This is a genomic window from Pseudomonas sp. IT-P260 (assembly GCF_949768395.1).
Lineage (GTDB): Bacteria > Pseudomonadota > Gammaproteobacteria > Pseudomonadales > Pseudomonadaceae > Aquipseudomonas > Aquipseudomonas parakoreensis.
Genome location: NZ_CATKPO010000033.1, coordinates 301,821 through 315,553, shown reverse-complemented (window position 1 = coordinate 315,553; position 13,733 = coordinate 301,821). Strand labels below are relative to the sequence as shown.

The following is a 13,733-nucleotide window of genomic DNA, read 5'->3' as shown; positions in this document are numbered from 1 at the left end:
GCTATTGACCGAACAAAGGCTTCCCATGAGCGTAGATGCACAAGATGTAGTACTCGTCGTCGAGGACGAACCGGTTATCTTGATGGTGCTGACAGACTATCTGTCGGGGCAGGGTTACCGCGTGTTGCAGGCCGAAAACGGCGAGCAGGCGTTCGAGATCCTCGCGAGCAAACCGCATCTGGACATGCTGATCACTGACTTCCGCCTGCCGGGCGGGATCTCCGGCGTGCAGATCGCCGAGCCGGCAGTCAAGCTGCGTCCGGACCTGAAAGTAATCTTCATCAGCGGCTACCCGCAGGAAATCCGCGAGACCGGCAGTCCGATCACCAGCAAGGCGCCGATCCTGGAAAAACCGTTCGATCTGGACGTGTTGCAGGAAAAGATTCAGGAATTGCTGGCCTGAACAAAAACACTGAAATGCCCCTGTAGGAGCTGCCGCAGGCTGCGATCTTTTGATCTTGTTTTTAAATCAAAAGATCGCAGCCTGCGGCAGCTCCTACAGGTGTTTTTGGGATCAGTTCTTGATCATCTCGCGGACCTTGGCGGTCAGCAGATCAAAGGTGAACGGCTTGGTGATCATCTGCATGCCCGGGTCGAGGAACCCGCCGCGCACAGCGGCGTGCTCGGCATAACCGGTAATGAACAGCACCTTCAGCCCCGGCCGGTACTGCCGACCGATTTCCGCCAGTTGCCGGCCGTTCATGCCCGGCAGGCCGACGTCACTGATCAACAGATCAATGCGCTGCGTCGAGTTGAGGATCGGTAAGGCGCCATCGGCATCGCCGGCTTCGACAAACGCATAACCCAACTCACTGAGCACCGCGCTGACCAGCACGCGCACGGCAGGGTCGTCTTCGACGATCAACACCGTCTCGCCGTCCAGCGCCTCCGGGGCCTGTTGAACATCGGATACTGGATGCTCCAGTTCCTCGCCGCGGAAGCGCGGCAGGTACAGTTTGACCGTGGTGCCCTGATCGATTTCGCTGTCGATCGAGACGTGACCACGGGACTGTTTGCTGAAGCCATAGATCATCGACAGGCCTAAACCGGTGCCCTGGCCGATGGGCTTGGTGGTGAAGAATGGATCGAACGCGCGGTTGATCACGCTCTGTGGCATGCCGCTGCCGTTGTCGGTGACGCTGAGCATGACGTACTCGCCAGGTTCGAGGTTGGTGTAGGCCTCGGTGAATGCCTGTTTAAGGACCTGATTGCTGGTTTCGACCACCAGTTTGCCACCCTCGGGCATCGCATCCCGGGCGTTGAGCACCAGGTTGAGCAGGGCGCTTTCCAGTTGATTGGGGTCGGCTTCAGCGACCCACAAATCGTCGCTCAGACGCATGTCGAGCTGAATGCTTTCGTTGAGGCTGCGTTGCAGCAACTCGCCCATCGACAGCACCAGGGTATTCATCTGCACGGCTTTGGAGTCCAGCGATTGCCGGCGGGAAAATGCCAGCAAACGGTGGGTCAGGCCGGCGGCGCGGTTGGCTGAGGTAACGCCCAGATCGATCAGGCTGTCGAGGTCATCAAGGCGCCCGCGAGCCAGTCGCCGGCGCAGTAATTCAAGGCTGCCGATGATCCCGGTGAGCATGTTGTTGAAGTCGTGAGCAATACCGCCGGTGAGTTGACCGACCGCTTCCATTTTCTGCGACTGACGCAAGGCTTCCTCGTTGTGGCGAAGTTGCGCGGTGCGTTCCTCGACTTGCTGCTCAAGGGTTTCAAGGGTTGATTGCAGGCGCCGTTCACTTTCACTCAGATCGATCAGGCGATCACGGGCTTCGTACTGTCGTCGTCGCCCGCGCAGGGCGGTGGACACCAGACTGACCAGGGTCGCCGGATGAAACGGACGCTCGAGAAAGGTCACGTTGCCCAATAATTCACTCAGGCGTGAGGACGGGCCTTGTTCGGGGCCGCCGTGGTGCGTCAGCAAGACGATCGGCAGATCCGACCAGGCCGGTTGCTGCTCCAGAAAATGCAGAAGCGTTTCCAGTTCCGGGCCGCGCAACGCTTCGGCAGCAATCAACAAGAGCCCGGCGCCAGGTTCCAGTTCAGCGCACAATGCGCCCAGATCCGGGGTGATGACCCCGCCGTAACCCGCCTCATTGAGGATCATCAGCGCCACTTGGCTGTCGCGGCCCATGGGCGCGAGAATCAGCGCCCGTTCCGGCAGTGAAACGGAGGCTGTCACAAGGCATCTTCCCGCAACAGCGGATTGCTGGCGCCAAGGTAAGTCGGTACGCCCCGCAACACACCCTGGAATGCTTCCAGCGGTTCGCCAATGGTCATGCCCTGGCTTGAAATGCGGTATTCACGGATGGTCGACTCGTGGTTGCCGGTGCGTTTCTTGATGATGGAAATGGCTCGGCGGACCTTGCCGATGGCTTCGAAGTAGCGCAGCAGGATCACCGTGTCGGCCAGGTAAGTGATATCGACCGGCGCCTGCATGTCGCCGACCAGACCATGCTGGGCAACCGTCATGAATGTCGCCGCACCTTTGCGGTTCAGATACAGCAGCAACTCATGCATGTGCAGCACCAGCGCGTTTTCTTCCGGCATCGCGGCCTGATAGCCGTTGATACTGTCAATCACGACGGTCTTGATGTTGCCCTCATCGACGCAGCGACGCACCCGGTGCGAGAACTCGCCGGGGGACAGTTCGGCGGCATCCACCTGATCGATCAGCAGGTTGCCGGTCGCTTGCAGGGCCTTGAGGTCGATGCCGATATTTTTCATCCGCTCGAAGAGCAGACCCAGCTCTTCATCAAAGATGAACAGCGCCGCTTTTTCGCCGCGTGCTACGGCAGCGGCGGCGAAGATCATTGAAATCAGCGATTTGCCGGTACCGGCCGGGCCCAGGATCAATGTGCTGGAACCGGTCTCGATGCCACCACCGAGCAGGGCGTCCATTTCCTTGATGCCGCTGGTCAATTGCAGGCGTGGATAGTCGCCACGGTGTTCGGCAGCGACCAGGCGCGGAAATACATGGACCCCGTCGCCCATGATGGTGAAGTCATGGTAACCGCCACGGTACTTCTGCCCGCGGTACTTGATGATGCGCACGCGGCGGCGCTCGGCGCCGTAATTGGGGGTCAGCTCTTCGAGGCGGATGACGCCGTGGGCGACGCTGTGCACGGTCTTGTCGAGGGACTCGGTGGTCAGGTCGTCTAGCAGCAGGACCGTGGCGTCGTAACGCACGAAGTAATGTTTGATCGCCAGAATCTGCCGGCGGTAACGCAGCGAGCTTTGCGCCAGCAGGCGGATCTCCGACAGGCTGTCGAGCACTACACGGGTCGGTTTGAAGCGCTCGACCACCTCGAAAATCTGCTTGGTGGCTTCACCGAGCTCAAGGTCGGAGGAGTACAGCAGGCTTTGCTGATGTTCGGCGTTGAGCAGGCTTTCCGGCGGTGTCAGCTCGAAAATCTCGATGTTCTCGTTCAGTTCCCAGCCGTGAGAGGCTGCGCCCTGACGCAGTTCACGCTCGGTTTCCGACAGTGTGATGTACAGACAGCGTTCGCCGGCACGGGCGCCCGCCAACAGGAAATGCAACGCGACGGTGGTTTTGCCTGTACCGGGTTCACCCTCGAGCAAAAACACATGCCCTCGGGACAGACCACCGGCGAGGATGTCATCCAGGCCAATGATGCCGGTGGCGGCTTTTGCACTGATCAACTCGTTGGACGTAGACAAAGAATGCCCTCTCATGACTAGGGGAATCGAGGCAGCAGGCTGTACCAGCCGTTGTGCTCTACCTGATTACTTGACCGCTGGCGCTCATGACGGTTCCGAGGTTTCGATAGCAAAGTGTCATTGAATCAGCGGCCAACGGCTCAAAGTCCCTGCTGCAGGGCCGGGTCGTCGGGGTTCATCTGTTCCAGTTGCGCCAGCAGAATCTGCACGTTCTGCAACTGTCCGCTTTCCTTCCAGTAATTGATCAACAGCACCCGTGCCTTACGGTCGGCGGGGTGGCGCTGCACGACTTCCTGCAGTTGTTTTTGCGCCGCTTCCAGTTCTTCGGCGGCATGCAGGGTGGTGGCGAGGTCGTAGCGGTAATCCTTGTTGTCCGGTTCCAGTTCGACGGCTTTGGACAAGCCGAGCAGGGCGAATTCGCGCTGGCCGTGGTGCAACAGCCACAGGCCCAAGGCGTGTTGTAGATAGGCGGAATCCGGCTGGGCCTGCAGTTGTTTGGCGAGCAACTGGCGCGCGGCGTCGCTCTGGCCCTGGCGGTCGAGCACATCGATTTGCATCACCAGCGCCGGCAGGTTGCCCGGTTCCAGACGCAGCGTGTTGTCCAGCGCTTGCTGCGCCTGTTTGAGCTCGGCGTTGTGCAGATACAGGCGCGCCAGCTGCGCATAGGTGGCGGCGCTTTCCGGTTGGCCCTGAAGCACTTGTTCCCAGCCATCGATGGCTTGCTGTAGCGGGGCAAAATACAGCCCCAACTCATCCGGCGTCAGACCGAGGAGGGCGTTGATTGCGGCAAAACGCACGTTTTGATCTTCATCGTCGAGCATCGGCCCGAGCAGCAGGCTGCGTTGCCCGCCAGGCACCAGCCCGACCACACTTTGAATCGCTGCCAGCCGGACTTCGGGGGCTTCGTTCTGCAGATGGGCGTCGGCCAGTTTCAGCGCTTGCGGGCTCGGATAGTTGGGCAGCTCGGCCAGCAGCCAGACACTGCGTTTGACCGACAGGTCCGGGCGACCCAATTGCTGATACAACTGCCGCGCCGCTCCCGGCTGACCGGAACGGGCGGCCGTCAGGGCTTCGCTGTAGCCGCGCTTGATCGCTTCCGGCACCACCGGAGCGGTGGAGCGCAGAGATAACCAGGCAATGACGACGAGCAGCACAAGGCCAAGGCTGATGAGCAGGTAGCGGCGGGACTGAGGCATGCAGATTTCCGTGAACTGGCGTTCTATAGCAGAGGGGCAAGCTTCGGTCAGAGAAGGCCATGAGTCAAACCCGTGCTTGCGAATTGGCCTGTAGGAGCTGCCGCAGGCTGCGATCTTTTGACTTTGATGTTCAAGATCAAAAGATCGCAGCCTGCGTCAGCTCCTACAGGGGCGGGCACAAAAAAGCCCCGCGACCGAATGATACGCGGGGCAAAAAATTGGTTGGTTGCGGCCAACCAAAGGAGCGCTTTGAAAACCTTTACTTGCTGGCGACGGTTTCTGGCTGCCAGCCACCACCCAAGGCTTTGTAAATCGCGACGATGCCGCGATACAGATCAACCTCGGCCTGGGCCTGACTGTCTTCGGCGTTCAGCCGTTCACGCTGGGCGTCGAGCAGCACGAGGAAGTCGGTGGTGCCTTCGCGGTAGCGGATTTCAGCCAGGTCGGCAGCCTTGCGGCTCGATTCACTCTGACGAATCAGCGAGATCAACCGTTGCTGACGCTTGCCGTAATCGCTGAAGGCGTTTTCCGATTCTTCCAGCGCCAGCAACACTTGCTGCTCGTAGGTGGCGAGTGCGCCTTCGGCATCGGCATCGGCGCCACGCAAGCGGGCGCGCACGCTACCCAGATCGAACGCTGCCCAAGTAATGCTCGGGCCGAGTGCCCAGGCGTTGGCCGCCGAGGAGCCGATCTGCGAACCACGCCCGGCCGTCCAGCCCAGGAACCCGCTGAGGCTGACCCGTGGAAACAGATCGGCTTTCGCCACACCGATCCGCGCAGTGGCCGAGGCCAGTTTGCGTTCGGCGCTGAGGATGTCCGGACGGCGTTGCAGCAGCTCACCCGGATCACCGATTGGCAAAGCCTTGGCAATTGCCGGCAAGTCTTTCGGGCTCAAGTCCACGGTCATTTTGTCCGGACGCTCACCCAAAAGGGTGGCGATGCGGTTTTTCTGCCGTACCTGTTCCGCCTGCAGTTGCGGCACGCTGGCTTCGACCGAGGCCAGACGCGCATCGGCACGCTCGACGTCGAGCTGATCACCGACGCCGGCGTCACGCAGGCTGATGGTGATCTTGCGCGACTCCTGCTGGTTTTCCAGGTTGGCCACGGCGATTTTCTCGCGCAGTTGCGCACCGCGCAGTTGACCGTAGGCGTCGACCAGTTCGGCAATCATCGTGACTTGCAGTTGATACAGATCGGCTTCGGCCGCCTGCTGGTCGGCGTCGCTGGCTTCCAGATTGCGCTGGATCCGACCGAAAAGGTCCAGCTCCCAAGCCATGTCCAGGCCCAGATCGTAGCGCTCGCTGTTGACCCGCTTGGTGGTCTGTCCGGGGATTTGTCCCTTGGCCAGATCACTGCTGGCGCGGCTGGTGATGGTCGGCATCGCATCGTTGCTGACGTCGTCGCGGATCGCCCGGGCGGCTTTCCAGCGGGCGAACGCCACGCGCAGTTGACGGTTGCCTTGCAGCGATTGAGTCACCAACTGGTTGAGGGTCGGATCGTCGAATTGCTGCCACCAGATGCCTTCGAATTTCGAACGGTCAAAGTTCTTTTGCCCGGCGGCGCCATCGGTGGCGGCCGTGATATTGGCCGCCTCCGTGGCTGGGGTCTTGTAGTCGGGGCCGACGGCACAGGCGCTCAGCGCCAGCACCAGAAGACTCGGCAGGAAGACTTTCAGACTCATTATTGCGCCTCCAGTGGCTTTTGAAGAGCGTGCGCTCTGGCCGCTTTGCGGGCTTCCCCGCGTTCGACAAAGTTACGGATCAACACGTAGAACACTGGCGTCAGCAACAGACCGAAGAAGGTCACCCCGAGCATCCCGGAGAACACGGCCACACCCATGGCGTGACGCATCTCGGCACCGGCACCGCTGGAGAACACCAGTGGAACCACACCCATGATGAACGCGAACGAAGTCATCAGAATCGGCCGCAGACGCAGACGGCAGGCTTCCAGTACCGCAGCCAGCGGGTCGAGACCTTCCAGCTGTTTGTCCTTGGCGAATTCGACGATCAGAATCGCGTTCTTACAGGCCAGGCCCACCAGTACGATCAAACCGATCTGGGTAAAGATGTTGTTGTCGCCGCCGGAGACAATCACCCCGGTGATGGCCGACAGCAGGGTCATCGGTACGATCAGGATCACCGCCAGTGGCAGGCTCCAGCTTTCGTATTGAGCCGCGAGTACCAGGAACGCCAGCAGTACGCAGAGCGGGAACACGAACAGCGCAGTGTTGCCGGACAGAATCTGCTGGTAGGTCAGGTCGGTCCACTCGTAGGTCATGCCGTTTGGCAGTTCATCCTTGAGCAGTTTTTCGATGGCTTTTTCGGCCTGGCCGGAGCTGTAGCCGGGGGCTGCCGCACCGTTGATTTCCGCGGTGATAAAGCCGTTGTAGTGCATCACGCGATCCGGACCCGAGGTGTCGCTGACCTTGATGAAGGTCGCCAGCGGGATCATTTCGCCCTTGTTGTTGCGTACCTTCAGCTGACCGATCTGATCGGATTCGAGGCGGAACTGCTGTTCAGCCTGAACGTTGACCTGATAGGTGCGCCCGAAGCGGTTGAAGTCGTTGGCATACAGCGAACCCAGGTAGATCTGCAGGGTGTCGAAGATGTCGCTGACGGCCACGCCGTGGGTCTTGGCCTTTTCGCGGTCGATGGCGGCATCGACTTGCGGCACGTTCACGGTGTAGCTGGTGAACAGTCCGGCCAGTTCCGGCACGTTGTGGCTCTTGGCGATGATGTTCATGGTTTCCTTGTACAGCTCGTCGTAGCCCAGGTTGCCCCGGTCTTCGATTTGCAGGCGGAAGCCACCAATGGTGCCCAGACCTTGTACCGGCGGTGGCGGGAAGATCGCCATGTACGCTTCCTGAATGTTCGCGTATTGACCGTTCAAGGCCCCGGCGATGGCACCGGCGGACATGCTCGGGTCTTTACGTTCGTCGAACGGTTTCAGGGTCACGAACACGATGCCGGCGTTCGGGCTGTTGGTGAAACCGTTGATCGACAGGCCCGGGAACGCTACGGCGCTTTCCACGCCCGGTTGTTTCAACGCCAGGTCGGACATGCGCTTGATCACGTCTTCGGTGCGATCCAGGCTCGCGGCGTCCGGCAGTTGCGCGAAGGCCACCAGGTATTGCTTGTCCTGGCCGGGTACGAAACCGGTTGGTGTGCTGGAGAAACCGAAGAACGTCAGCACCATCAGGCCTGCATACAGCAGCAGGGCGATGCCGCTGCTGCGGATCACGCGGCGCACCGTGCCGACATAGCCATGGCTGGCCTTGTCAAAGAAACGGTTGAACGGGCGGAACAGCCAGCCACCGAAGATCTTGTCGAGAATCCTGGAGAAGCGGTCTTTCGGCGCGTCATGCCCTTTGAGCAACACGGCGGCCAGCGCTGGCGACAGCGTCAGCGAGTTGAACGCCGAGATCACGGTCGAGATCGCAATGGTCAGCGCGAACTGCTTGTAGAACTGACCGGTGAGGCCGGAGATGAATGCCGCCGGAACGAACACTGCACACAGCACCAGTGCGGTCGCGATGATCGGGCCGGTCACTTCGCCCATGGCCTTTTTGGTCGCATCGAACGGGTTGAGCCCCAGTTCAATGTTGCGCTCGACGTTCTCCACCACCACGATGGCGTCGTCCACCACGATACCGATCGCCAGCACCAGGCCGAACAGCGACAGGGCGTTGAGCGAGAAGCCGAACAGGTGCATGACCGCAAACGTACCGATCAACGACACCGGCACCGCCACCAACGGAATGATCGAGGCGCGCCAGGTCTGCAGGAACAGGATCACTACCAGCACCACGAGGATCAGCGCTTCGAAGAGGGTGTGAACCACCGCCTCGATCGAGCCGCGCACGAAGATCGTCGGGTCATAGACGATGCTGTAGTCCATGCCTTGCGGGAAGCCTTTCTTCAGCTCTTCCATCTTGCCGCGAACTTCGTTCGAAATATCGATGGCGTTGGAGCCTGGACGCTGGAAGATCGGGATCGCTACCGCTGGCTGGTTATTCAGCAACGAACGCAGGGCGTACTGACTGGAACCCAACTCGACGCGCGCGATGTCCTTGAGGCGAGTGATTTCACCGTTGTCGCCGGAGCGAATAATGATGTTCTCGAACTCTTCCTCGGACACCAGACGGCCCTGGGTGTTGACCGACAGCTGGAAGCTCTGGGCATTCGGCGCAGGGGGCGCACCGAGCTGACCGGCAGCAACCTGACGGTTCTGCTCACGAATCGCCGTCACCACGTCGGTGGCAGTCAGGTTACGCGAAGCGGTCTTGTTCGGATCGAGCCAGACCCGCAGCGAGTAGTCGCCCATGCCGAACAGCTGCACGTCACCGACACCGCCCAGACGCGCGAGCTCATCCTTGATGTTGAGGATCGCGTAGTTGGACAGGTAGAGCATGTCGTAGCGTTTGTCCGGCGAGGTCAAGTGCACAACCATGGTCAGGTCGGGCGAAGCCTTGTCGACGGTGATACCGATGCGCGTCACTTCTTCGGGAAGTTTCGGCTCGGTACGGGTCACCCGGTTCTGCACCTGCACCTGCGCGTTGTCCAGGTCGGTGCCCAGGGCGAAGGTGATGGTCAGGGTGATCTTGCCGTCAGCGGTGGATTGCGAGGACATGTACAGCATGTTCTCGACGCCGGTGATGGCCTGCTCCAGCGGAGCGGCCACGGTTTCACCGATGACTTTGGGGTTGGCACCCGGGAAGTTGGCGCGTACCACCACGGTCGGTGGCACCACTTCCGGGTATTCGCTGATCGGCAACTGGAACAGCGAGATCGCACCGGCGATCAGGATCAACAGCGAGAGCACCGCTGCGAAGATCGGCCGTGAAATGAAGAATTGGGAAAAATTCATCGGAGTTGTCGTCCCTTAACCGCGTGGGGTCGTAGCGGCCAGCTTCACAGCCGTACCCTGTGCACCTTTGGCAGGTGCGACTTTGGGCAGGTTGCTGGCTTCCAGCGCTTGACGTTGTTGAGCCAGGGCAGCAATGGTCTGCTCGCTGGCCATCGGGATCACTTCAGGCGTCACCGGCGAACCCGGACGAACCCGCTGCAGGCCCTTGACGATGATCGTGTCGTCCTTGTTCAGACCGGTGCGCACGATGCGCAGGCCTTCGATCTTCGGCCCCAGTTCAACGGCGCGATAAGCGGTCTTGTTGTCCGCATCCATCACCAGCACGAACTTCTTGCCCAGGTCGGTACCGACCGCTTCGTCGTTGATCAGCATGGCGTTGTAGGTGCCGCTGCCGACCAGTTTCAGCCGTGCGTACAGGCCCGGGGTGTAGGTGCCGTCGCTGTTGTCGAACACCGCGCGACCACGGATGGTGCCGGTTTTCGGGTTGACCTGGTTGTCGACGAAGTTCATCTGACCGAGGTGTGGGTTGCCGTCTTCATTGGACAGGCCCATGTACACCGGCGTGGTGGCGCCACGTTGGCCGTTGCGAGCGAGTTGGGTGTATTTGAGGAACACACGCTCGTCGGCGTCGAAGTAGGCGTAAACCTTGTCGGTGGAAACCACGCTGGTCAGCGGGGTGGTGTCGGCAGTCACCAGGTTACCGGCGGTAATCTCGGCACGGCTGACGCGGCCACTGATCGGTGCGGTGACGCGGGTGAAGCTCAGGTTCAGTTTGGCCAGGTCCAGTTGCGCCTGCAGGGCGCCGACGGCGGCGCGGGCTTCCTGGGCAGCGCTGGTGCGCGAGTCGGCCAGTTCAGCGGAAATCGCGTTGCTCGCACGCAGACGTTCGCCACGACCGGCTTCGTTTTCACTGCGGGTGGCATTGGCGCGCGCCTGGGCTACCAAAGCTTCGAGACGGCGAACTTCTGCCTGGAAAGGGCGCGGATCGATCTGGAACAGCAGGTCGCCTTTCTTGACCAGCGCGCCTTCGGTGAACGCCACCTCGTCGATCTGGCCGGAGACCCGTGGACGGATTTCAACGGTTTCCGGCGCTTCGAGGCGCCCGGTGAATTCGTCCCACTCGTTGACCGGTTGTTCCAGCACCTTGGCCACGCTGACTTTGGCAGCGGGCATAGTGGCGGCAGTCTCCGGAGTCTTGCCGCAAGCGCTCATCACCAGCACGGCCAGCATGGCCAAGGGGAAGCGCAAATGTTTGAGTGACTGTTCCATGGAATCATCCGCCAATGTATTGAAGATGGGCGGATGATGCTCGGCGGGCTGTGATGGCACGAATCGAATGAAGCAAAGGTAACTATCATTCGGAATGATATAAGAGCGATTCGAGCCCTCTAGCATGCACCTTTCGTTAGGGTGCTATCAATTGGTCTGATGACAAATGTATGTTGCGGATCGGGCAAGAATCTACAGGCATTGAAATTGCTCGCGCGCAGAAACAGATTCACCGCACCATTACTTGCTTTCTATCGACCTTGAACGGCCAATATATGACCGTACAGCGCGGCTTCTTGTGGCTTGTTCAGTGTACCCAGCGTCCCCTGAACGCATTCGGCAATCGGTGTACGAGTCACCGACAGATGGGCACAGATCGCTTGCGCACAGCTCGCACGCGATCATCGACGAGTAATAAGACGTTCAATGAGTGATTCTACGGCGACAAACACCGGCAACTGGTACGCAGTCATTGCCCTGGCATTGGCCGCGTTTGTGTTCAATACCACCGAGTTTGTGCCTGTCGGGCTGTTGAGCTCGATCGGCAGCAGCTTCGCCATGTCGACGGCGCAGGTCGGTCTGATGCTGACCATTTACGCGTGGGTGGTGTCTCTGACGTCGCTGCCGATCATGCTGCTGACGCGCAACGTCGAGCGACGCAAACTGTTGCTCGTGCTGTTCGCAATGTTTATCGCCAGCCACATTCTGTCGGGTCTGGCGACCAGCTTCGGGGTGCTGCTGGTGAGCCGGATCGGCGTGGCGCTATCGCATGCGCTGTTCTGGTCGATCACCGCTTCTCTGGCCGTGCGCCTGGCTCCGCCGGGCAAGCAGGTTCAGGCGCTGGGCTTGCTCGCAACCGGTACTTCGCTGGCGATGGTGCTGGGCATTCCTCTCGGCCGCTTGCTGGGCGAGGCGATGGGGTGGCGCACAACCTTTATCGTGATTGCGGGCTTCGCGGCGGCGCTGGTGTTCTGTCTGGCGAAGGTGCTGCCGTTGCTGCCCAGCCAGAACTCGGGTTCGCTCAAGAGCCTGCCCATATTGCTGAAGCGACCTGCGCTGGTAGCCGTTTATGTCCTGACAGCTCTGGTGGTGACTGCACAGTTCACCGCCTACAGCTACATCGAGCCTTTCGTACTGACCGTGGCCAACATGAGCGGTGAGGTGGTGACGCTCCTGCTGTTGTTATTCGGCGGCGCCGGCATTTTCGGCTCGCTGCTGTTCAGCTATTTGCACAGCTATAACCCGCAACGCTTTCTGATCATCTGCGTATCGGTGCTCGCCCTGTGCCTGGCGTTGCTGTTGCCGTTCAGCGGCAACGTCTCATACCTCGGCGTGTTGAGTGTGTTCTGGGGCATGGCGATCATGGGCTTCGGGCTGGCGCTGCAGTCGAAAGTCCTGGTGCTGGCGCCGGACGCCACCGACGTGGCGATGGCGCTGTTTTCCGGGATCTACAACATCGGCATCGGCGGCGGGGCGCTGGTGGGGAGCTGGGTTGGCAGCCAGTTCGGCTTTGCTTACGTCGGGCTTGTCGGCGGGATGCTGGCGGCGTTGGCGTTGTCGTCTTACTGCGTGTCGATCTATCGCATCAGCCGGCCGAGGACTTGAACCTTTAGCTGCCTGCTTAATGTGCAGGCAGCTCGAGGCTGTCTGGGTCGCCAAAGAACATCTGAATCCGCGACCGCAACCAGCGCTCCCCCGGATCGTTGTCCTGCGACCCACGCCAGGCCATGTGCAGCTCAAACGTGCGCGTCGGCAACGGTGGATCTTCTGCGCGCACACCGCCCGCCGCCGTCAGCGCATCCGCCGTGTAATCCGGCACGGTTGCGACGATGTCGGTACCGGCGAGCAACGTACTCAACCCGTTGAATTGGGGCACGGCCAGCACCACGTGGCGTTTGCGGCCGAGTTTCTCCAGCTCTTCATCAATGAAGCCACTGAGGTCGCCGGCGAACGACACCAGCGCATGGGGGCGGGCGCAGTAGTCGTCGAGGCTCAGTGGGCCGGGCACCGTGTCGGCGCGCAGCAGTTTCGGCTGGCTGCGCCGCAACACCTTGCGCTTGGCGTTGGCCGGCAGGTCGGTGGTGTAGCTGACACCGATGGAAATTTCGCCGGAGGCCAGCAGGCTTGGCATCAATATGTAGTTGACCCGGCGCACGACGAGGACGATCCCCGGTGCTTCGGCGCGCAGGCGCTTGAGCAGCATCGGCAGCAGGGCGAATTCGACGTCGTCGGACAGGCCGATGCGAAATACCGAGGTGCTGGTGGCCGGATCGAAGTCCGCCGCTCGGCTGACAGCGGTGGAAATCGAGTCGAGTGCCGGCGAGAGCAGGGCGAAGATTTCCACGGCGCGAGCGGACGGTTCCATGCTGCGTCCGGTGCGCACGAACAACGGGTCATCGAACAGGCTGCGCAGGCGCGAGAGCGCCGCACTGATCGCCGGCTGGCCGAGAAACAGCTTCTCGGCGGCGCGGGTCACGCTGCGTTCGTGCATCAGGGTTTCGAACACGATCAACAGGTTCAGGTCGACACGACGCAGGTCATTACGATTCATCTGGAGTCCTGGCAGAGTCATCAAGCTTGACGAGAGCGACCATATGAGAACAATGGCCGGCATGAATATTACGGGGAAAGGCTGGTACTCTGCACCGCTAAATTCAGCTTTACCGAGCCGGTTGCGGCATTTTTTTCATCGATTTTGCCAATGCCGTTCATACT

9 protein-coding genes are annotated in these 13,733 nt (G+C 60.7%); 2 read left to right on the top strand and 7 right to left on the bottom strand.

Annotated features, from left to right (window positions below):
- The first annotated feature begins 25 nt into the window (after positions 1-25).
- Positions 26-403: a response regulator gene (locus ACM6HV_RS15310; protein ID WP_016774860.1), complete on the top strand. Its 378-nt coding sequence runs from the start codon at positions 26-28 to the stop codon at positions 401-403.
- Between the two features lie 111 nt (positions 404-514).
- Here the strand turns inward: ACM6HV_RS15310 and ACM6HV_RS15305 are convergent, their stop codons facing one another.
- The 6 genes from ACM6HV_RS15305 to mexE form a co-directional block, all read right to left on the bottom strand.
- Positions 515-2,185 carry an ATP-binding protein gene (locus ACM6HV_RS15305; protein WP_414904638.1) on the bottom strand — a complete coding sequence of 557 codons (1,671 nt, stop codon included), beginning with the start codon at positions 2,183-2,185 and terminating at the stop codon, positions 515-517.
- A complete protein-coding gene (locus ACM6HV_RS15300) occupies positions 2,182-3,684 on the bottom strand; it encodes an ATPase domain-containing protein (protein WP_414904637.1) in 1,503 nt (500 codons plus the stop codon). Before ACM6HV_RS15300 ends, ACM6HV_RS15305 begins: the two co-directional genes overlap by 4 nt.
- A 140-nt stretch (positions 3,685-3,824) precedes the next feature.
- Positions 3,825-4,880, bottom strand: coding sequence for a tetratricopeptide repeat protein (locus ACM6HV_RS15295; protein WP_145598197.1), 1,056 nt, complete (start codon positions 4,878-4,880; stop codon positions 3,825-3,827).
- 259 nt (positions 4,881-5,139) lie between these two features.
- Positions 5,140-6,561, bottom strand: coding sequence for an efflux transporter outer membrane subunit (locus ACM6HV_RS15290; RefSeq protein WP_041064275.1), 1,422 nt, complete (start codon positions 6,559-6,561; stop codon positions 5,140-5,142).
- Entirely contained in the window at positions 6,561-9,749 is a 3,189-nt protein-coding gene (locus ACM6HV_RS15285; RefSeq protein ID WP_041064272.1) for an efflux RND transporter permease subunit, read from the bottom strand. Before ACM6HV_RS15285 ends, ACM6HV_RS15290 begins: the two co-directional genes overlap by 1 nt.
- 15 nt (positions 9,750-9,764) lie before the next feature.
- Complete coding sequence (gene mexE / locus ACM6HV_RS15280; protein WP_139053919.1) at positions 9,765-11,018, bottom strand: multidrug efflux RND transporter periplasmic adaptor subunit MexE; 1,254 nt, start codon at positions 11,016-11,018, stop codon at positions 9,765-9,767.
- 426 nt (positions 11,019-11,444) lie between these two features.
- Here mexE and ACM6HV_RS15275 point away from each other — a divergent pair, with 426 nt between their 5' ends.
- The gene (locus ACM6HV_RS15275) at positions 11,445-12,623 is read left to right on the top strand and encodes a sugar transporter (RefSeq protein ID WP_414904636.1); all 1,179 of its coding nucleotides are present in this window, start codon (positions 11,445-11,447) and stop codon (positions 12,621-12,623) included.
- A gap of 16 nt (positions 12,624-12,639) precedes the next feature.
- Here ACM6HV_RS15275 and ACM6HV_RS15270 read toward each other — a convergent pair whose 3' ends face one another.
- Positions 12,640-13,569, bottom strand: a complete 930-nt coding sequence (locus tag ACM6HV_RS15270; protein ID WP_095669104.1) for a LysR family transcriptional regulator — start codon at positions 13,567-13,569, stop codon at positions 12,640-12,642.
- Positions 13,570-13,733 lie beyond the last annotated feature (164 nt).

What these genes read in the sequence shown, in the direction of transcription:
- ACM6HV_RS15295 (WP_145598197.1), bottom strand. Translation starts at nt 4,880, where the DNA reads ATGCCTCAGTCCCGCCGCTACCTGCTCATCAGCCTTGGCCTTGTGCTG.
- ACM6HV_RS15290 (WP_041064275.1), bottom strand. Translation starts at nt 6,561, where the DNA reads ATGAGTCTGAAAGTCTTCCTGCCGAGTCTTCTGGTGCTGGCGCTGAGC.
- ACM6HV_RS15310 (WP_016774860.1), top strand. Translation starts at nt 26, where the DNA reads ATGAGCGTAGATGCACAAGATGTAGTACTCGTCGTCGAGGACGAACCG.
- ACM6HV_RS15275 (WP_414904636.1), top strand. Translation starts at nt 11,445, where the DNA reads ATGAGTGATTCTACGGCGACAAACACCGGCAACTGGTACGCAGTCATT.
- mexE (WP_139053919.1), bottom strand. Translation starts at nt 11,018, where the DNA reads ATGGAACAGTCACTCAAACATTTGCGCTTCCCCTTGGCCATGCTGGCC.
- ACM6HV_RS15270 (WP_095669104.1), bottom strand. Translation starts at nt 13,569, where the DNA reads ATGAATCGTAATGACCTGCGTCGTGTCGACCTGAACCTGTTGATCGTG.
- ACM6HV_RS15285 (WP_041064272.1), bottom strand. Translation starts at nt 9,749, where the DNA reads ATGAATTTTTCCCAATTCTTCATTTCACGGCCGATCTTCGCAGCGGTG.